Annotated in this window: 15 protein-coding genes; 8 read left to right on the plus strand and 7 right to left on the minus strand. The window is 56.3% G+C overall.

Annotated elements, in window-relative coordinates; genetic code table 11:
- Positions 1–2: 2 nt before the first annotated feature.
- Genes pqiA through rlmKL form a run of 3 tightly spaced genes read right to left on the minus strand, consistent with a single transcriptional unit; the run spans position 3 to position 5,298 of the window.
- Positions 3–1,256, minus strand: coding sequence for a membrane integrity-associated transporter subunit PqiA (gene pqiA, locus ACOTXT_RS15635; protein ID WP_008499934.1), 1,254 nt, complete (start codon positions 1,254–1,256; stop codon positions 3–5).
- A gap of 13 nt (positions 1,257–1,269) precedes the next feature.
- Positions 1,270–3,177: an ABC transporter ATP-binding protein gene (locus ACOTXT_RS15640; RefSeq protein WP_008499935.1), complete on the minus strand. Its 1,908-nt coding sequence runs from the start codon at positions 3,175–3,177 to the stop codon at positions 1,270–1,272.
- A 12-nt stretch (positions 3,178–3,189) separates the two neighbouring features.
- Positions 3,190–5,298, minus strand: a complete 2,109-nt coding sequence (gene rlmKL, locus ACOTXT_RS15645; RefSeq protein WP_008499936.1) for a bifunctional 23S rRNA (guanine(2069)-N(7))-methyltransferase RlmK/23S rRNA (guanine(2445)-N(2))-methyltransferase RlmL — start codon at positions 5,296–5,298, stop codon at positions 3,190–3,192.
- A 98-nt stretch (positions 5,299–5,396) separates the two neighbouring features.
- On the opposite strand from rlmKL, the gene ACOTXT_RS15650 reads away from it, so the two are divergent.
- Positions 5,397–6,506, plus strand: coding sequence for a YcbX family protein (locus tag ACOTXT_RS15650; protein ID WP_063929849.1), 1,110 nt, complete (start codon positions 5,397–5,399; stop codon positions 6,504–6,506).
- Here ACOTXT_RS15650 and zapC read toward each other — a convergent pair.
- The gene (zapC, locus tag ACOTXT_RS15655) at positions 6,503–7,045 is read right to left on the minus strand and encodes a cell division protein ZapC (protein ID WP_023292867.1); all 543 of its coding nucleotides are present in this window, start codon (positions 7,043–7,045) and stop codon (positions 6,503–6,505) included. The two genes, ACOTXT_RS15650 and zapC, sit on opposite strands and share 4 nt — an antisense overlap.
- A 166-nt stretch (positions 7,046–7,211) precedes the next feature.
- Positions 7,212–8,222 carry a quinone-dependent dihydroorotate dehydrogenase gene (pyrD, locus tag ACOTXT_RS15660; protein ID WP_008499939.1) on the minus strand — a complete coding sequence of 337 codons (1,011 nt, stop codon included), beginning with the start codon at positions 8,220–8,222 and terminating at the stop codon, positions 7,212–7,214.
- A 248-nt stretch (positions 8,223–8,470) separates the two neighbouring features.
- Between pyrD and ssuE the strand changes: the two genes are divergently transcribed.
- From ssuE to ssuB, 5 genes are read left to right on the plus strand one after another with little or no spacing between them, the layout of a single operon-like run.
- Positions 8,471–9,046 (plus strand): NADPH-dependent FMN reductase, encoded by a 576-nt coding sequence (ssuE, locus tag ACOTXT_RS15665; RefSeq protein ID WP_008499940.1) that lies wholly within the window; start codon positions 8,471–8,473, stop codon positions 9,044–9,046.
- Complete coding sequence (locus tag ACOTXT_RS15670; protein ID WP_023343696.1) at positions 9,039–10,001, plus strand: sulfonate ABC transporter substrate-binding protein; 963 nt, start codon at positions 9,039–9,041, stop codon at positions 9,999–10,001. Before ssuE ends, ACOTXT_RS15670 begins: the two co-directional genes overlap by 8 nt.
- Entirely contained in the window at positions 9,998–11,143 is a 1,146-nt protein-coding gene (ssuD, locus tag ACOTXT_RS15675) for an FMNH2-dependent alkanesulfonate monooxygenase (protein WP_032663859.1), read from the plus strand. Before ACOTXT_RS15670 ends, ssuD begins: the two co-directional genes overlap by 4 nt.
- A gap of 9 nt (positions 11,144–11,152) precedes the next feature.
- Positions 11,153–11,944, plus strand: a complete 792-nt coding sequence (gene ssuC / locus ACOTXT_RS15680) for an aliphatic sulfonate ABC transporter permease SsuC (protein ID WP_333164614.1) — start codon at positions 11,153–11,155, stop codon at positions 11,942–11,944.
- Complete coding sequence (ssuB, locus tag ACOTXT_RS15685) at positions 11,941–12,711, plus strand: aliphatic sulfonates ABC transporter ATP-binding protein (protein ID WP_045334779.1); 771 nt, start codon at positions 11,941–11,943, stop codon at positions 12,709–12,711. The genes ssuC and ssuB overlap by 4 nt, the downstream gene beginning before the upstream one ends.
- Positions 12,712–12,761: 50 nt before the next feature.
- On the opposite strand, the gene pepN is transcribed toward ssuB, so the two are convergent.
- A complete protein-coding gene (gene pepN, locus ACOTXT_RS15690) occupies positions 12,762–15,374 on the minus strand; it encodes an aminopeptidase N (protein WP_008499945.1) in 2,613 nt (870 codons plus the stop codon).
- A 254-nt stretch (positions 15,375–15,628) separates the two neighbouring features.
- On the opposite strand from pepN, the gene pncB reads away from it, so the two are divergent.
- On the plus strand, positions 15,629–16,831 hold the full coding sequence (pncB, locus tag ACOTXT_RS15695) for a nicotinate phosphoribosyltransferase (RefSeq protein WP_021240866.1): 1,203 nt from the start codon (positions 15,629–15,631) through the stop codon (positions 16,829–16,831).
- Between the two features lie 166 nt (positions 16,832–16,997).
- Complete coding sequence (gene asnS, locus ACOTXT_RS15700) at positions 16,998–18,398, plus strand: asparagine--tRNA ligase (protein WP_021240867.1); 1,401 nt, start codon at positions 16,998–17,000, stop codon at positions 18,396–18,398.
- 576 nt (positions 18,399–18,974) lie between these two features.
- Here asnS and ACOTXT_RS15705 read toward each other — a convergent pair.
- The coding region (locus tag ACOTXT_RS15705; protein WP_421625347.1) for a hypothetical protein at positions 18,975–19,220 on the minus strand (246 nt) is incomplete at its 5' end.

Genomic DNA, 19,220 nt, shown 5'->3' on the forward strand with positions numbered 1-19,220 from the left:
TCTTACTCTTCCTCATGGCTTGATTCAGGCTCACGATCCCACGATAAACGAGGGTCGAAGGTCATGGCCGCAAACATGGTCATGATCACGACCAGTGCAAACATTAAAGCCCCCATCGCAGGATAAATACTCATCAAACCGCCCATCCGCACCAGCGCAGAGAGAACGGCGATGACAAACACGTCAATCATTGACCAGCGTCCGACAAACTCGACCACTTCATAAATCAGGTGCATGCGTTCGCTGTCGCGTTTCCCATGACCTTTCGCATCCCAACAGAGCCAGGCGATGGCGATCATTTTTAAGGTGGGCACCATAATACTGGCGATAAAGATGACGCCAGCGACCGGATAGGAACCTTCGCCCCAGAGCAGTATCACCCCGGCCAGGATCGTCGAGGGCATTTTGTCGCCGAGCAAATCGGTGATCATGATTGGCAGAATATTGGCTGGCAGATACAGCATGACGGACGTGACCAGCAGCGCCATCGTCCACTGCAGGCTATTTTTACGGCGTACGTGCCCCTTTGTTTCGCAGCGCGGACAAACGTCGAGATCGGCGGGCAGCACGGCGGTGCAGCACGGGCAGGAACGCAGCCCCTGACGAATGCCGGGCACGCCGACCTTCACCGTCTGCGCAAGCGTCGGTGCCGGGGCGATATCATCCCACGCCCAGCGTCTGTCCACGCACTGGAAAGCGCGCAGCTGCAGGACGCAGTACAGACACCAGGGAATAAAGCTGCTGCCAATCCCCACGTCGCCGTACGCCATCAGCTTCACGAAACTGACCAGGATCCCCGCCAGAAAGATCTCGGCCATCCCCCAGCTTTTGAGCTGAAACAGAATACGCGCAAGTCGGATTTTCAGCGGTGCCGGCATCCTGACGCGGTTCACCAGCAAAAGGATGACGACCAGGCAAAAAGCCGGGACTATCTGGACAAACAGGAGAAAGAAGGTCCCCAGGCTGGCGTAATCTTCCGAGAACATCACGCCCGGGATTTCAAGCAGATCCACCTGACTGGTGATCCCCCCCACCTTCATATAGATGAAGGGGAAGAGATTAGAGAGCAGCAGCATGAACAGTGCTGCCAGCGCGTAAGCAGTGGGACGCTGCCGCGGCGCGTCCCACTCGGTTGTCAACGTCGCGCCACAGCGTGGACACAGGGCTTTATGTCCGTGACCAAGCTCTGGCAACGCCACGAGCATATCGCATTGCGAGCATAAAATATGCCTGTCGGCATGGTGCTGGTCACACATATGTTATCCCTGTTTATGCGCCGTTTTTCAGAGACTCAAGGTACTCCCAGCGCTCAAAGGCGTCTTCCAGGGCTTTTTCAGCCGCGGACATTTCAGCCAATACTTTCTGAGTATAGTCATGCGATTGGGTAAAGAATGACGCATCAGCAACCTGTTTTTGCAGATCCTCAAGCGCAGCCTCCAGCTCTTCAAGACGCTGCGGTAGCCCCTCCAGTTCGCGCTGCAGGTTATAGCTTAGTTTAGCCGAGGTTTTCTTGACAGTTTCTGCTTTTGTTACAGCAGGTTCAGAACTTATTTTGGACTTTGACTGCTTCGTCGCCAGCGACTGTGCCTGCTGCCCTTTTGCATCGTGATAACCGCCGACATATTGACCAATTCGCCCTTCACCTTCGAAGATCCAGCACTCGGTCACGGTGTTGTCAACGAACTGACGATCGTGGCTGACCAGCATCACGGTACCCTGATAACCGTCAATCAGTTCTTCCAGCAGTTCCAGCGTTTCGACATCCAGATCGTTGGTCGGTTCATCGAGGATCAGCAGGTTGCTTGGCTTCAGGAACAGGCGCGCCAGCAGAAGACGGTTGCGCTCACCGCCTGACAGCGCGCGCACCGGCGTCATGGCGCGCTTCGGATGGAACAGAAAGTCCTGCAGGTAGCCCAGCACGTGGCGCGGCTTGCCGTTCACCATCACTTCCTGCTTGCCTTCGGCGAGGTTGTCCATCACCGTACGGTCCGGATCCAGCTCCGCGCGGTGCTGGTCGAAGTAGGCGACCTCCAGCTTGGTCCCGCAGTGAATGCGGCCGCTGTCGGCCTGCAGCTGGCCGAGCATCAGTTTCAGCAGCGTGGTTTTACCGCAGCCGTTCGGGCCAATCAGGGCGATTTTGTCGCCGCGCTGAACCTGTGCCGAGAAGTCTTTCACCAGCACTTTACCGTCAACCTGATAGTTAACATTTTCCATTTCAAAGACAATCTTGCCGGAACGGGACGCCTCTTCCACCTGCATTTTGGCGCTGCCCATCACTTCACGGCGTTCGCTGCGCTCGCGACGCATCGCCTTCAGGGCGCGCACGCGGCCTTCGTTACGGGTACGGCGGGCTTTGATGCCCTGGCGGATCCAGACCTCTTCCTGCGCCAGCTTGCGGTCAAACTCCGCATTCTGCAACTCTTCCACGCGCAGGTTTTCTTCTTTCTCCAGCAGATAGGTGTCGTAATCGCCAGGATAGGTCACCAGCTTGCCGCGGTCGAGATCGACAATACGCGTCGCCATATTGCGAATAAACGAACGATCGTGCGAGATAAAGATGATTGTGCCGCTGAAGGTTTTCAGGAAGCCTTCCAGCCAGTCGATCGCTTCGATATCCAGGTGATTCGTCGGTTCGTCCAGCAGCAGCACCTTCGGCCCGCTGACCAGCGCACGACCCAGGGCGGCTTTACGCAGCCAGCCGCCGGAGAGCGCCGACAGCTCCATGTCGGGTTCCAGCCCGAGCTGCGCCAGCACTTCATTAATGCGGTTTTCAAGCTGCCACAGACCGTGGTGATCGAGCATCTCCTGCACTTTTGCCAGTTCGTTGAGGTTTTTGTCGCTCGGATCGGTCATCACCAGATGCGAAATCTCGTGATAGCGCTTCAGGTATTCAGCCTGCTCGGAGATCCCTTCCGCCACGAAATCGTACACGCTGCCGGTCACGTGACGCGGTGGATCCTGCTGCAGGCGGGAGACAATCAGATCCTGTTCGTAAACAATGCGTCCGTCATCCAGGCCCTGTTCACGGTTAAGGATTTTCATCAGCGTGGATTTACCCGCGCCGTTACGGCCCACCAGACAGACGCGCTCGTTATCTTCGATGTGCAATTCTGCATTGTCGAGAAGCGGTGAGTCGCTGAAAGAGAGCCACGCGCCGTGCATACTAATTAAAGACATTTATTTTTCCTTTCAGACCGCGGTAATCAACCAGCAGTTATGGATTTGACGGTTACGGGCAAAGTCCTGAGACAGCGTTTTTTGGCTGATTTCTTGTGCTTTCAGTCCCAGGGCTGCTAAGCCGTCATGATCCATACGGAAGCCGCGTTTGTTGTTCGAGAACATAATGGTGCCGCCTTTACGCAGCAGGCGCTTCAGGTCGGTCATCAGGCGCAGGTGATCGCGTTGAACGTCAAAGCTATCTTCCATACGCTTGGAGTTGGAGAAGGTCGGCGGATCGATAAAGATCAGGTCGAACTGCTCGTCGGTGTCGCGCAGCCAGCCCAGCACGTCAGCCTGCATCAGGCGATGCTGACGCCCGGTTAAGCCGTTAAGACGCAGGTTGCGCTCCGCCCACTCCAGATAGGTGCGGGACATGTCCACCGTGGTGGTGCTGCGCGCGCCGCCCAGACCCGCATGCACGCTGGCGCTGCCGGTATAGGAGAAGAGATTCAGGAAGTCCTTGCCCTTGCTCATCTGGCCCAGCATGCGGCGGGCGATACGGTGGTCGAGGAACAGGCCGGTATCCAGATAGTCGGTCAGGTTGACCCACAGGCGGGCGTTATATTCGCCCACTTCGATAAAGTCACCCTTCTCACCCATCTTCTGGTACTGATTTTTGCCTTTCTGACGTTCACGGGTTTTCAGCACCAGCTTGTTTGGCGCAATACCCAGCACGGCGATGGTGGCGGCAATAACGTCCAGCATGCGCTGACGCGCTTTTTGCGCATCAATTGTTTTCGGCGGCGCATATTCCTGAATCACCACCCAGTCCGCGTAGCGGTCAACCGCCACGTTGTACTCCGGCAGGTCGGCATCATACAGGCGGTAGCATTCAATGCCCTCCTGCTTCGCCCACTTCTCAAATTTCTTCAGGTTCTTGCGCAGACGGTTAGCGTAATCTTCCGCCACGCCGGACGGCTTGCTGTCGGCCGCCTTCTCCGCCAGATGGTAGTTTTTCTGCACGCAGTCCAGCGGGCCGTTTTTCGCCTTAAACTGGCGGTCGGCGCGCAGCTGCAGGCAGCTCAGCAGTTCCGGCGAGGCGCTGAACAGAGACAGGTTCCAGCCGCCGAAGTGGTCCTTCATGTTGCGGCCAAGCAGGCTGTGCAGGGCAATCAGCGCCGGTTCGCTGTCCAGACGTTCGCCGTATGGCGGGTTGCTGATCACGGTACCGTACGGGCCTTTTGGCAGCGGGTTGGTCAGGTTTGCCACGTCTTTTACTTCGAAGGTGACCAGCTCGCCAATACCGGCACGGCGGGCGTTGCTGCGCGCGCGCTCAATGACGCGAGGGTCGCTATCGGAGCCGTAGAAGTGGGAGGTGTACTCCGCCAAGCCTTTACGCGCGCGGGTCTGCGCATCGTCTTTGACCTCTTTCCAGAGCGCTTCATCGTGCTGCGCCCAGCCTTTGAAGCCCCAGTGACCGCGATGCAGCCCCGGCGCGCGGTCGGTGGCCAGCATGGCTGCTTCAATCAGCAGGGTACCGGAACCGCACATCGGGTCGAGCAGCGGCGTGCCCGGCTGCCAGCCGGAGCGCATCACAATGGCGGCCGCCAGGGTCTCTTTGATGGGTGCCATGCCGGTACGATCGCGGTAGCCGCGCAGGTGCAGGCCCGCGCCGCTCAGATCGAGAGAGATACTCGCCGTGTCGCCGTTCAGCCAGACGTTAATACGCAGATCCGGGTTTTCACGATCGACGTTCGGACGTTCCTTATTTTTACGCGTAAAGCAGTCCACAATGGCGTCTTTTACGCGCAGGGCACCGTACTGGCTGTTGCGGATCTCGTCGTTCACGCCGTTGAAATGCACCGCAAAGGTGGCATTCGGGGTGAAGATCTCTGTCCAGTCGATCATCTGTACGCCGGTGTAGAGGTCAAGGTCGCTATAAACCTTGCACTCCTTCATCGGCAGCATGATGCGCGACGCCAGGCGGCTCCACATCAGGCTCTGGTAAATAAGCCGCGTGTCGCCCTCAAAATGGACACCACCCTGAACCACCTGACACTCTTGTGCGCCCAGGCTTTCCAGTTCAGTTTTTAACAGCTCTTCCAGCCCACGGGCCGTACTGGCAAACAGAGAATTCATATCGTCACTTTTACTCTTAGAAAATTGTCGCGCATTATAGCTAATATGGCGTGTATGTCATAAAGTTGAAGGCTTATTTTCATTCGAGGGAGTGTGCAGTGGCGACGTTATCCAGGCTTTTTATTCATCCGGTGAAATCCATGCGCGGCATCGGCGTCTCTCACGCGCTGGCCGACATGAGCGGATTCGCCTTCGATCGAATTTTTATGGTCACCGAGCCTGACGGTACGTTTATTACCGCACGCCAGTTCCCTCAGATGGTTCGCTTTACCCCTTCCCCGCTTCACGACGGTTTGCATCTTACCGCGCCGGACGGTTCCAGCGCGGTGATTCGCTTTGCTGATTTTGCGCCCGTCGATGCGCCAACGGAAGTGTGGGGGAACCACTTTACCGCGCGCATCGCCCCGGATGAAATTAACCGCTGGTTAAGCGGCTTCTTCTCCCGCGACGTGCAGCTGCGCTGGGTTGGACCTGAACTGACGCGTCGCGTGAAGCGACACGACGCCGTTCCCCTCTCCTTCGCCGATGGCTTCCCGTTCCTGCTGACGAACGAAGCCTCGCTGCGTGATTTACAGGGCCGCTGCAAAGCCAGCGTTCAGATGGAACAGTTCCGTCCGAACCTGGTGGTGACGGGTGCCGAGGCCTGGGACGAAGATACCTGGAAAGTGATCCGCATTGGCAGCGTCATTTTTGACGTGGTGAAGCCCTGCAGCCGCTGCATTTTCACCACGGTGAGCCCGGAGAAAGGCCAGAAGCATCCTTCCGGCGAACCGTTGAAAACCCTGCAATCATTCCGCACCGCGCAGGATAATGGCGATGTCGATTTCGGCCAGAACCTGATCCCACGCTCCAGCGGCGCGATCCGCGTCGGCGATGAGGTCGAAATTCTTGCTCGTGGGCCAGCGAGAGTGTACGGCTCGGGTCAGGAGGATGAGCTTGTCGACGTTGAGACGAACGTCGCCTCTGCGGTAGATATTCACTGGCAGGGCAACGTCATCCGGGGTAACAACCAGCAGGTACTGCTTGAGCAGCTGGAACAAGCGGGGATCCGCATACCCTATTCCTGCCGCGCGGGCATTTGCGGATGCTGTCGTATCAGACTGGTGGATGGCGAAGTGAGTGCGTTGAAAAAGTCGGCAATTGGAAATGACGGCACAATTCTGTGCTGTAGCTGCGTCCCGAAAACGTCCGTACAGCTGGAAGCTTAAACCGCCTGCTCGAGGCTGAAGGCATCCACGCGAAGCTGGGGCTTCAGCCTGTCGTTCATGACCTTAATGGCATCCCCGAGCTGCATCGTCCGCCCGGCAATCGTCACGCCAGGCTGGGCCAGCAGGCAGAGCGCGGCATTATCGCCTGGCTCCACCACCAGCAGGCTCACCTCTTCTGCGGTATCGCTCAGGTTGACGCTGGCCGCATCGCCCGTTGCCGGGGTCCAGTTCATGCCGTGCGGCAGGAAATGCCAGCTCTTTGGCATTTGCGGCTTCAGGAAACGGATAGCCACCAGCGCATTTAATACCAGCTCGGCGCGCTGCTCTTTCGAGAGCATCAGATCGCGACATTTTTCCTCAAAGGAGAAATAAAGCGCAGCGTCGTCAACGCAAAAGCCTGACGGGGAAAAAGCGTCCGGGGTTAACATTCGGCGGGCAAAACGAGAGCGAAACAACATGCCATTGGCTAAGTCGAGCATCATTCGGTCATGCTCGTCGCAAAAATACCAGCGCCAGTTATCGTCAGGTTTAATTCGCATGTTTCTCTCCCGTCCCCGAAACGTCCTGTACTAAAAATGTCCTGTTTGCCGCTTCGTTTATAACATCATTAATAAAAGACTATAATGTCTAAATAAGCAACAGTGACGGAATATAAAACAACCAGGGCTGGAAATAAAGCCCCGGTTGTCTGATTACGAGAAAAGATTAGATATGCGTAACGATTTCTTTAATCAGCGGCGGCCCTTTAAAAATAAAGCCGGAATAGATTTGCACCAGTGACGCACCCGCCGCCATCTTCTCACGCGCAGCAATCACGGAGTCAATGCCGCCGACGCCAATAATCGGCAGGCGGCCATTTAATTCCGCAGACAGGGCACGAATAATTTCGGTGCTTTTTAATTGCACCGGACGGCCACTTAACCCACCCGCTTCGTCACAGTTTTTCATTCCCTGCACGAGGGAACGATCGAGAGTGGTATTGGTCGCAATTACACCATCAATATTATGGCGAACCAAACTGTCGGCAACCTGGATCAATTCTTCGGCAGAAAGATCCGGGGCGATCTTAACCGCGACCGGAACATATTTGTGGTGGATCGCCTGGAGTTCATTTTGCTTATTTTTAATGGCACTCAGAAGATCGTCCAGCGCTTCACCATATTGTAAGGATCGCAGGCCCGGGGTATTGGGTGACGAAATATTCACCGCAATATAACCGGCATAGGCGTAGACTTTTTCCATACAAATCAGATAGTCATCTTTACCCTGCTCGACCGGCGTGTCTTTATTTTTGCCGATATTGATGCCCAGTATTCCGTCAAAGTGGGCTTTTTTTACGTTCTCGACCAGGTGATCAACACCGTGGTTGTTGAAGCCCATGCGGTTGATCAGCCCTTCGGCTTCCACCAGTCGGAACAGGCGCGGTTTGTCATTTCCCGGCTGCGGGCGCGGGGTGACGGTACCGATTTCAATGGAGCCAAAGCCCATCGCGCCCAGGGCATCAATGCACTCGCCATTTTTGTCCAGACCGGCCGCCAGACCCAGCGGATTTTTAAAAGTCAGCCCCATGCACTGCACAGGTTTTACCGGCACATGCTGGCGCACCAGCGCGGCCAGAGGCGTGCCGGTAATACGACGTAATTGCTGGAATGTAAATTCATGAGCGCGCTCAGGGTCGAGCTGGAAAAGGGCTTTACGAACGAAGGGGTAGTACATGAACTCTCCTGGATTCCCGGTGTGCAAACCGGGAGGGGATTATGGGCGATCCCGTCGCGAAAGGGAATTGACCTGCGGCAAAAAACCCGCGTAAAACGCAATCGTTTACCTCCCCGTCCATTTCTTATGCACTTTTTTGCATTTTAATTGCAGATAAATCATTTAGTGGAATAAACGCGCGGTGTCACACTCCTTAAAATTGTTATGAATGTTAGATAAAAGCAAACAATTAGTTATAAGGAGGAAGTATGCGCGTCATTACCCTGGCCGGAAGTCCACGATTCCCTTCGCGCTCCAGCGCCCTGCTGGAATATGCCCGTGAAAAACTGAATGCTCTGGATGTGGAAGTGTGCCACTGGAACCTGCATAACTTCGAACCTGAAGATTTGCTCTACGCCCGTTTCGACAGCCCCGCGCTGAAAACCCTCATTGAGCAACTTAACGGCGCGGACGGCCTGATCGTAGCAACGCCCATCTATAAGGCCTCCTTTTCCGGGGCCCTGAAAACCCTGCTCGATCTGCTTCCGGAACGCGCGCTGGACGGCAAGGTGGTGCTGCCGCTGGCAACGGGCGGTACGGTTGCCCATTTACTGGCCGTGGATTATGCCCTGAAGCCGGTGCTGAACGCGTTGAAAGCGCAGGAGATCCTCCACGGCGTTTTCGCCGATGACTCACAGGTCATCGACTATCAACACAAACCCCACTTTACGCCTAACCTGCAAACCCGCCTCGATAACGCTCTGGAAACGTTCTGGCATGCCCTGCATCGCCGGGATATCCAGGCCCCGGCGTTTGGTCAGCCTCAAGGAGTCGCACATGTTTAAAACGTTAACCCGCATCGGACTGGCCGGTTTGATGGCGCTTACCTCGCTGGCCCATGCAGCAGAAACGGCTCCGGAAAGTTTACGCATCGGGTATCAGAAAGGCAGCGTCAGCATGGTGCTGGCAAAAAGCCACCAGCTTCTGGAAAAACGCTTCCCGGACACCAAATTCTCCTGGGTGGAGTTCCCGGCCGGCCCGCAGATGCTGGAGGCCCTGAACGTGGGCAGTATCGATCTTGGCAGCACGGGCGATATCCCACCTATATTCGCCCAGGCCGCGGGAGCGGACCTCGTCTACGTTGGCGTTGAGCCGCCCAAGCCTAAGGCCGAAGTCATTCTGGTGCCTGAAAACAGCGACATTAAAAGCGTCGCCGATCTTAAAGGCCATAAGGTCGCTTTCCAGAAGGGTTCCAGTTCACACAACCTGTTGCTGCGCGCTCTGCAAGAGGCCGGGCTCAAGTTCACTGACATTCAGCCTGTTTACCTGACGCCCGCTGACGCGCGCGCCGCGTTCCAGCAGAAGAACGTTGATGCCTGGGCCATCTGGGACCCGTACTACTCCGCCGCATTGCTGCAGGGTGGCGTTCGCGTGCTGAAAGACGGTACCACGCTGAAGCAGACCGGCTCGTTCTATCTGGCCGCGCGCCCTTATGCGGAAAAGAACGGCGCATTTATTCAGGGCGTGCTGGATACCTTTACCCAGGCCGATGCCCTGACTCAGAGCCAGCGTCAGGAGAGCATTGCCCTGCTGGCGAAAACCATGGGCTTACCTGAGCCGGTGATCGCGAGCTATCTCAACCACCGTCCGCCGACCACCATTACGCCGGTGGACGCACACGTCGCCGCACTTCAGCAACAAACGGCTGACCTCTTCTATCAAAACCGCCTGGTTCCAAAACAGGTCACTATTCGCGAACGCATCTGGCAACCCGCAGGCAAAGAAGGAGCTAAATCATGAGTCTGAATCTTTTCTGGTTTTTACCCACCCACGGTGATGGACACTATCTTGGTACAGAAGAAGGTTCACGCCCGGTTGACCATGGCTACCTGCAGCAGATTGCACAGGCGGCGGACCGAATCGGTTTCACCGGGGTGCTGATCCCGACCGGACGATCATGTGAAGATGCCTGGCTGGTCGCCGCATCGATGATCCCGGTCACCCAGCGTCTAAAGTTCCTTGTCGCGTTACGCCCGAGCGTCGTCTCCCCTACCGTGGCGGCACGTCAGGCGGCCACGCTGGACAGGCTGTCCAACGGCCGCGCCCTGTTTAACCTGGTAACGGGCAGCGATCCACAGGAGCTGGCGGGCGACGGCGTGTTCCTCGACCATACCGAACGCTATGAGGCCTCCGCCGAGTTCACCCGCGTCTGGCGACGCCTGCTGGAAGGGGAAACCGTCACCTTTGAAGGCAAGCATATTCACGTTCGCGACGCGAAGCTCTACTTCCCGCCGGTGCAGCAGCCGCGCCCGCCGCTCTATTTTGGCGGGTCGTCGGATGTAGCCCAGGATCTGGCGGCGGAGCAGGTCGACCTCTATCTGACCTGGGGCGAACCGCCTGAGCTGGTGAAAGAAAAAATCGCTCAGGTCCGCGCGAAAGCGGCCGCCCATGGCCGCAAGGTGCGCTTCGGTATTCGCCTGCACGTGATTGTGCGTGAAACCAATGATGAGGCCTGGCGGGCGGCGGACCGTCTGATTTCTCATCTGGACGATGAGACCATCGCCAAAGCGCAGGCCGCGTTTGCCAAAACCGACTCCGTCGGGCAGCACCGGATGGCGTCCCTGCACAACGGCAAGCGCGAGAATCTGGAGATCAGCCCGAACCTGTGGGCGGGCGTCGGCCTGGTGCGCGGCGGTGCGGGCACGGCGCTGGTCGGCGACGGCCCGACCGTGGCCGCGCGCATCAATGAATACGCCGAACTGGGTATCGACAGCTTTATTCTCTCCGGTTATCCGCACCTGGAAGAGGCGTACAAGGTCGGCGAGCTGTTGTTCCCGCATCTTGATGTCGCCATTCCGGAGGTTCCGCAGCCGCAGCCGCTCCAGCTGCAGGGCGAAGCCGTGGCAAACGAATTTATTCCACGCAAAGCCGCACAGAGCTAAGGAGGGACCATGTCTGCCACCTCACAAAAATGGCTGCTGCGCGCCGCGCCGTGGTTTTTACCCGTCGGCATTGTGGCGTTCTGGCAGCTCGCATCGTCCACCGGCTGGCTGTCGAGCCGCATTCTGCCCTCTCCGGAGGGCGTTGTAGAAGCGTTCTGGTCGCTGAGCGTCAGCGGAGAGCTGTGGCAGTATCTGGCGATCAGCTCCTGGCGCGCCGCGATCGGGTTTTCCATCGGCGGCAGTATCGGGCTGGTTCTGGGTCTGGTGAGCGGCCTTTCACGCTGGGGCGAGCGGCTGCTGGATACCTCCATCCAGATGCTGCGCAACGTGCCGCATCTGGCGCTGATCCCGCTGGTCATTCTGTGGTTTGGGATTGATGAGAGCGCCAAGATCTTCCTCGTGGCGCTGGGCACGCTGTTCCCGATTTACATCAACACCTGGCACGGCATCCGCAATATCGATCGTGGTCTGGTGGAGATGGCGCGCAGCTACGGATTATCGGGTTTTTCCCTCTTTGTTAACGTGATTCTGCCGGGCGCCCTGCCCTCCATTATGGTCGGGGTGCGTTTCGCGCTCGGCCTGATGTGGCTGACGCTGATTGTGGCGGAAACCATCTCAGCTAACTCCGGGATTGGTTATCTGGCAATGAACGCCCGCGAATTCCTGCAAACGGACGTGGTGGTAGTTGCCATTATCCTTTACGCCCTGCTCGGCAAACTCGCCGACGTCAGCGCCCAGTGGCTGGAGCGCAGCTGGCTGCGCTGGAATCCGGCCTATACCCTTCAGGAGGCGAAAGCATGAATACTGCACGACTGAATCAGGGGACCCCGTTACTGCTGAACGGTGTCACCAAACGCTACGGCGATAACACCATTCTTAACGGGCTGGATCTGCATATTCCCGCCGGACAGTTTGTGGCCGTAGTCGGGCGCAGCGGCGGCGGCAAGAGTACGCTGCTACGGCTGCTGGCCGGACTGGAAGCCCCCAACGGCGGCGACATTCTGGCAGGAACGACGCCGCTTTCGAATATTCAGGATGATACCCGCATGATGTTCCAGGATGCACGCCTGCTGCCGTGGAAATCGGTTATCGACAATGTCGGGCTCGGTCTTAAGGGTAACTGGCGGGATGAAGCCCGCCAGGCGCTGGCCGCCGTTGGGCTGGAAAATCGCGCCGATGAATGGCCTGCCGCACTCTCGGGTGGACAGAAGCAGCGCGTTGCGCTGGCGCGGGCGTTGATTCACCGTCCGGGCCTGCTCTTGCTCGATGAACCACTGGGCGCGCTCGACGCCCTGACGCGAATCGAAATGCAGGATTTGATTGGTTCCCTCTGGCAGACGCACGGCTTTACGGTACTGCTGGTGACGCATGACGTGAGCGAAGCCGTCGCAATGGCCGATCGGGTGCTGTTAATAGAGGAAGGAAAAATCGGTCTGGATCTGACGGTGGATCTTCCCCGGCCTCGTCGCGTGGGCTCGGCAAGACTGGCGGAGCTGGAGGCAGAAGTGCTGGATCGGGTGATGAAACGCGGGAGCACGGAGTTACAGCGAGCTAAGGCTAATGCCTGATGCCCTCACCCCCGGCCCTCTCCCACAGGGAGAGGGAGGGTAAACTTTTATTACGCTAACGCTTTAGCAATCTTCTCGTACAGATCGCCAGACAGGTTTTCCAGCCCTTTCAGCTGCTCGAGCGCGGCACGCATCTTCGCCTGACGCTTCTCATCGTAGCGTTTCAGGCGGATTAGCGGCTCTATCAGGCGCGACGCCACCTGCGGGTTACGGCTGTTCAGCTCGGTCAGCATTTCCACCATGAACTGATAACCGCTGCCGTCTTCGGCGTGGAATGCGGCCGGGTTGCTGCTGGCAAACGCGCCAATCAGCGAGCGCACGCGGTTTGGATTGCTCAGGGTAAAGGAACGATGCTTCAGCAGGCTGCGCACCTTGCTGAGCGCATCGGCCGCCGGGCTGGTCGCCTGCAGGATGAACCACTTATCCATTACCAGACCATCCTGATGCCACTTGTCGTCATACTCCTGCATCAGCGCATCGCGGCACGGCAGTTCGGCGGCAACGCTTGCGCCCAGCGCGGCCAGCGCGTCGGTCATGTTATCCGCCTCGTGATACTGCTTGCTCACCAGGGTGTTCGCCAGCTCGGTTTCACCAAACGCCAGATAGCGCAGGCAGGTGTTACGCAGAGAACGTTTACCAATGTCCGCGTGCTCAACGCGATAAGCGTCAAGCTTGTTGGCGTTATAAATGGCGAGGAACTCGTCAGCCAGTTCAGCAGCCAGCGTACGGGTCAGCGCTTCACGCACCGCCACGATCGCGATCGGATCGATAATCTCGAACAACTCCGCGATTTCCGTTGCTGACGGCAGGGTCAGAATTTCAGCGGCCAGCGCCGGGTCAATCTTCTCATCCAGCAGGATCGCGCGGAACGCGTCAGCCACGTGAACAGGCAGCGACAGCGGCTGACCCTGCTGGTGACGGTTTACGTTGATCTTGATGTAGGTCGCCAGCAGGCTTTGCGCCGCATCCCAGCGGGAGAAGTCGTTGCGGGCGTGACGCATCAGGAACGTCAGTTGCTGATCGCTCCACTTGTACTCCAGCTTCACCGGCGCGGAGAATTCACACAGCAGCGCAGGCACCGGCTGGAAGTAGACGTTATCGAAGATAAAGGTCTGCTCGGCCTGGGTCACGTTCAGCACGTGGTGTACCGGGTGGCCGCCCTTCTGCAGTGGAATGACTTTGCCCTCGTTATCGTACAGCTCGATGCTGAACGGAATATGCAGCGGGTATTTCTCTTCCTGCTCTGCCGTCGGCGGCGTGCGCTGGCTGATGGTCAGCGTGTACTGCTCGGTTTCCGGATTGTAATCGTCTTTGACGGTAACAATCGGCGTACCGGCCTGGCTGTACCAGCGGCGGAAGTGGGAAAGATCGACATTAGAAGCATCTTCCATTGCCTGCACAAAATCGTCGCAGGTGGCCGCGCTGCCGTCATGACGCTCGAAGTAGAGCTGCATCCCTTTCTGGAAATTCTCTTCACCCAGCAGAGTGTGGATCATGCGGATAATTTCAGCGCCTTTCTCATACACCGTCAGGGTGTAGAAGTTGTTCATTTCGATGACTTTATCCGGACGGATCGGGTGCGCCATTGGGCTGGCATCTTCCGCAAACTGCAGGCCGCGCATGGTACGCACGTTGTTGATGCGGTTCACCGCGCGTGACCCCAGATCGGAGCTGAACTCCTGGTCACGGAAGACGGTCAGGCCCTCTTTCAGGCTCAGCTGGAACCAGTCGCGGCAGGTGACGCGGTTACCGGTCCAGTTGTGGAAATATTCGTGGCCGATGACGCGTTCGATATCGAGATAATCTTTATCGGTGGCGGTATCGGTACGCGCCAGCACGTATTTGGAGTTAAAGACGTTCAGGCCTTTGTTCTCCATTGCGCCCATGTTGAAGAAATCAACGGCAACGATCATATAGATGTCGAGGTCATATTCGAGGCCAAAGCGCTCTTCGTCCCACTTCATGGAGTTGATGAGCGAGGTCATCGCCCACGGCGCGCGGTCCAGGTTACCACGGTCAACAAACAGCTCCAGCGCCACTTCGCGGCCTGAGCGCGTTTTGAAGGTGTCGCGCAGCACGTCGAAGTCCCCTGCCACCAGCGCAAACAGGTAGCACGGTTTCGGGAACGGATCCTGCCACTGAACCCAGTGACGGCCATTCTCCAGCTCGCCTTCGCCTACGCGGTTGCCGTTGGAGAGCAGGAAGGGATACAGGGTTTTATCGGCGATGATTTTGGTGGTGAAGCGCGCGAGGACGTCCGGGCGGTCGAGATACCAGGTAATGTGGCGGAACCCTTCCGCTTCACACTGGGTACACAGCGCCACGCCTGACTGGTAAAGCCCTTCCAGCGCGGTGTTGGCGGCCGGGCTGATTTCATTCACGATGCGCAGCGTAAACTGTTCCGGCAGGTTGTCGATGACCAGCTGGTTGTTTTCTTCTTTATAGTCTGACCAGGCTTCATCATTAATATGCAGGGAGACCAGCGTCAGGTCTTCGCCATCCAGACGCAGCGGCACAGCAGTTGCGCTGTGGCGCGTCACCTGACTCACCGCCGTGACAACGGTTTTAGTGGCATCCAGGTCAAAAGTCAGATCGATTTCGCTAATCAGATAATCCGGCGCACGGTAGTCGTGGCGGTATTTGGCTTGTGGCTGTTGTGTCATAGAAAACCTTATGCATCGTTTGTCGAGTAACGTTTCAATATATTCCTGTTGCGCAAAACGCGCTATGCAGAATGTTCATCTTTTCAGGGTCAATACCTTTTTTTGCTACATTTGTATAACACGGGGCACAAAATGCCCTCGACCATAAAACGCGCTTATGTTGTGATCGGGGTTCAATAAATCACTAAACAAGGTATACTCCGGAGTTGTTTATTGTACTAAACGCTCCTGTGAGAGGATGCTACTGCGCACCTATGACTCAATTCGCTTCTCCAGTTCTGCATACGTTGCTGGATACCGACGCGTATAAACTGCACATGCAGCAAGCCGTTTTCCACCATTACTATGACGTTCATGTCGCGGCGGAATTCCGCTGCCGTGGCGACGACTTGCTCGGTATCTACGCAGACGCCATTCGTGAACAGGTCAATGCTATGCAGCATCTGACGCTGCAGGACGAGGAATATCAGTGGCTTTCTGGCCTGCCTTTCTTCAAAGCCGACTACCTGAACTGGCTGCGCGACTTCCGCTATAAGCCGGAGCAGGTCACCGTGGTTAACGATAACGGCAAGCTGGATATTCGCCTTGCAGGTCCGTGGCGGGAAGTGATCATGTGGGAAGTGCCGCTTCTGGCGGTAATCAGTGAACTGGCTCACCGCTACCGTTCCCCGGAAACGGGTGTAGCGCAGGCGGTGGCCTCGCTGGAAAAGAAACTCGCTGACTTCTCCACGCTGACCGCAGGGCTGGACATGTCCCGCTTCCGCCTGATGGACTTTGGCACCCGCCGCCGTTTTTCGCGCGACGTACAGGAGGCCATCGTTAAACGTCTGCAGCAGGAGCCGTGGTTCGTGGGCACCAGTAACTACGATCTGGCCCGTCGCCTCAATCTGACGCCAATGGGTACCCAGGCGCACGAGTGGTTCCAGGCGCATCAGCAGATCAGCCCTGACCTCGCCAACAGCCAGCGCGCAGCGCTGGCCGCATGGCTTGCGGAGTACCCGAATCAACTCGGAATTGCCCTCACGGACTGTATTACGATGGATGCCTTCCTGCGCGACTTTGGACCTGAATTTGCGGAGCGTTATCAGGGGTTGCGCCACGATTCCGGAGATCCGGTTGAGTGGGGTGAGAAGGCGATTGCCCATTACGAGAAACTGGGCATTGACCCGATGAGCAAGGTGCTGGTCTTCTCCGATAATCTCGATCTGGCGAAAGCCGTCGAACTCTATCGCCATTTCAACGCCAGAGTGAACCTGAGCTTCGGGATCGGTACCCGGTTAACCTGCGACATTCCTCAGGTAAAACCTCTGAATATCGTGATAAAGCTGGTGGAATGTAATGGCAAACCGGTGGCGAAACTCTCCGACAGCCCGGGCAAAACCATCTGCCATGACAAGGCGTTTGTCCGCGCGTTGCGCAAAGCCTTCGATCTTCCCCAGATCAAAAAAGCCAGTTAAGCGCTTAAGGGAGCCTTCATGGCTCCCCTCTTCTTATTTATTTCTCAATTCTTCCCTTTTGACCGCGAAATTTACTTGTCTGATAGCGGATGGCAGGTAACATAGATATCCCCCCATAAGGGTGGACAAGTGTTTATTTTTTCCGACTATTAACAGAGAGAATATTATGAGCGTTGTGCCTGTAGCCGACGTACTCCAGGGCCGTGTCGCCGTTGACTCAGAAGTCACCGTGCGCGGATGGGTGCGTACCCGCCGAGATTCTAAAGCTGGCATCTCCTTCCTTGCCGTCTATGACGGTTCCTGCTTTGATCCTGTACAGGCCGTCATTAATAATTCTCTGCCCAATTACAATGATGACGTTCTGCACCTGACGACGGGCTGTTCCGTTATCGTCACCGGCGTGGTCGTGGCATCCCCGGGCCAGGGTCAGAGTTTCGAAATTCAGGCTTCTGCCATTGAAGTCACCGGCTGGGTTGAAGATCCGGATACCTATCCGATGGCGGCTAAACGTCACAGCATTGAGTATCTGCGTGAAGTGGCGCACCTGCGTCCACGTACCAACCTGATTGGTGCGGTTGCTCGCGTACGTCACACGCTGGCACAGGCGCTGCATCGTTTCTTCGATGAGCAGGGTTATTTCTGGGTGTCTACCCCGCTGATCACCGCGTCCGATACGGAAGGCGCCGGTGAGATGTTCCGCGTCTCAACGCTGGATCTCGAAAACCTGCCGCGCACCCCGGAAGGTAAAGTGGACTATGACAAAGATTTCTTTGGTAAAGAGGCCTTCCTGACCGTATCCGGTCAGCTCAACGGCGAAACGTACGCCTGCGCGCTGTCTAAAATCTACACCTTTGGCCCTACCTTCCGTGCCGAAAACTCCAACACCAGCCGTCACCTGGCGGAATTCTGGATGCTGGAGCCTGAAGTGGCGTTCGCCAACCTGGACGATGTCGCGGGTCTGGCGGAAGCGATGCTGAAGTATGTCTTCAAAGCGGTGCTGGAAGAGCGTCCGGACGACATGAAATTCTTCGCCGAGCGCGTAGACAGCGACGCGGTAGCCCGTCTGGAGCGCTTCGTCTCTGCCGATTTTGCGCAGGTGGACTACACCGACGCGGTGGCGATCCTCGAGAAATGCGGTGAGAAGTTCGAGAACCCGGTTTACTGGGGCGTAGACCTGGCGTCTGAGCACGAGCGCTATCTGGCCGAGAAGCATTTCAAAGCGCCGGTTGTCGTTAAAAACTACCCGAAAGACATTAAGGCCTTCTATATGCGCCTTAACGAAGACGGTAAAACCGTGGCAGCGATGGACGTCCTGGCGCCGGGCATCGGTGAAATCATCGGTGGCTCTCAGCGAGAAGAGCGTCTGGACGTGCTGGACGCGCGTATGGAAGAGATGGGTCTTAACCCTGCGGACTACAGCTGGTACCGCGATCTGCGTCGTTACGGTACCGTACCGCACGCTGGTTTTGGTCTGGGCTTCGAGCGTCTGATCGCCTACGTGACCGGTGTGCAGAACGTTCGTGACGTGATTCCGTTCCCACGTACGCCACGTAACGCCAGCTTCTAATCGGTAAAAGACTAAAATGGCCAGCCTGTGCTGGCCATTATTTTATCCTGTATTGTCAGTTTTCGTCAGCGTAAAGTCAGCATCTTCAAACCTTCACCCCGTCACAACCACTACCTGTTACGTTTTGTTTCCGCGAAATATCCAGCCACAAAAAATAAACCCTATTCTTATTGCGCTTATTACATCCTCAAGCAATAGCACAAATTTCAACCAATTTTACAGCCATCCAGAAGGCTTTTCGGCGTCATAAGAAAAAACGAGTCGTTTATCGTCTGTTTATATGAATTGCCTTTATCCAAATTAATCATAAGGAATTCATATATATAGGATAGATACTGTCGCTTAATTAACCAGGCCGTTCTGAAGTTTGAGGTGGTTCACAAAGTTCCCAAAAATACACATTTAGTTACATATATTTTCTTTTGGTTACTCAATCTTGAGAATTGTAGCACTTTCAGGCTAGCGAAACGCTTCGGCGAATGGAAAGATGCCTGTCAGATACATAAAGACACCAAACTCTCATCAATAGTTCCGGAAATATTTATTGACAGAATTTATTGACGGCAGTGGCGAGTGTCATAAAAAAACCAATGAGGGTAATAAATAATGATGAAGCGCAATATTCTGGCAGTGGTAATCCCTGCCCTGCTGGTAGCCGGTGCAGCCAACGCTGCAGAAATCTATAACAAAGACTCTAAGGAAGGTGCGAATAAGTCCGAGATGTGAGATCATCGTGTTGTAACCTGAACCCAGAATGAGTAACCGGATGAGCCAGCAACTGACTTTTGCCGACAGTGAGTTTTCCAGTAAACGCCGCCAGAC

It is taken from the genome of Enterobacter cloacae complex sp. IR5422 (assembly GCF_049238165.1).
GTDB lineage: Bacteria > Pseudomonadota > Gammaproteobacteria > Enterobacterales > Enterobacteriaceae > Enterobacter > Enterobacter roggenkampii.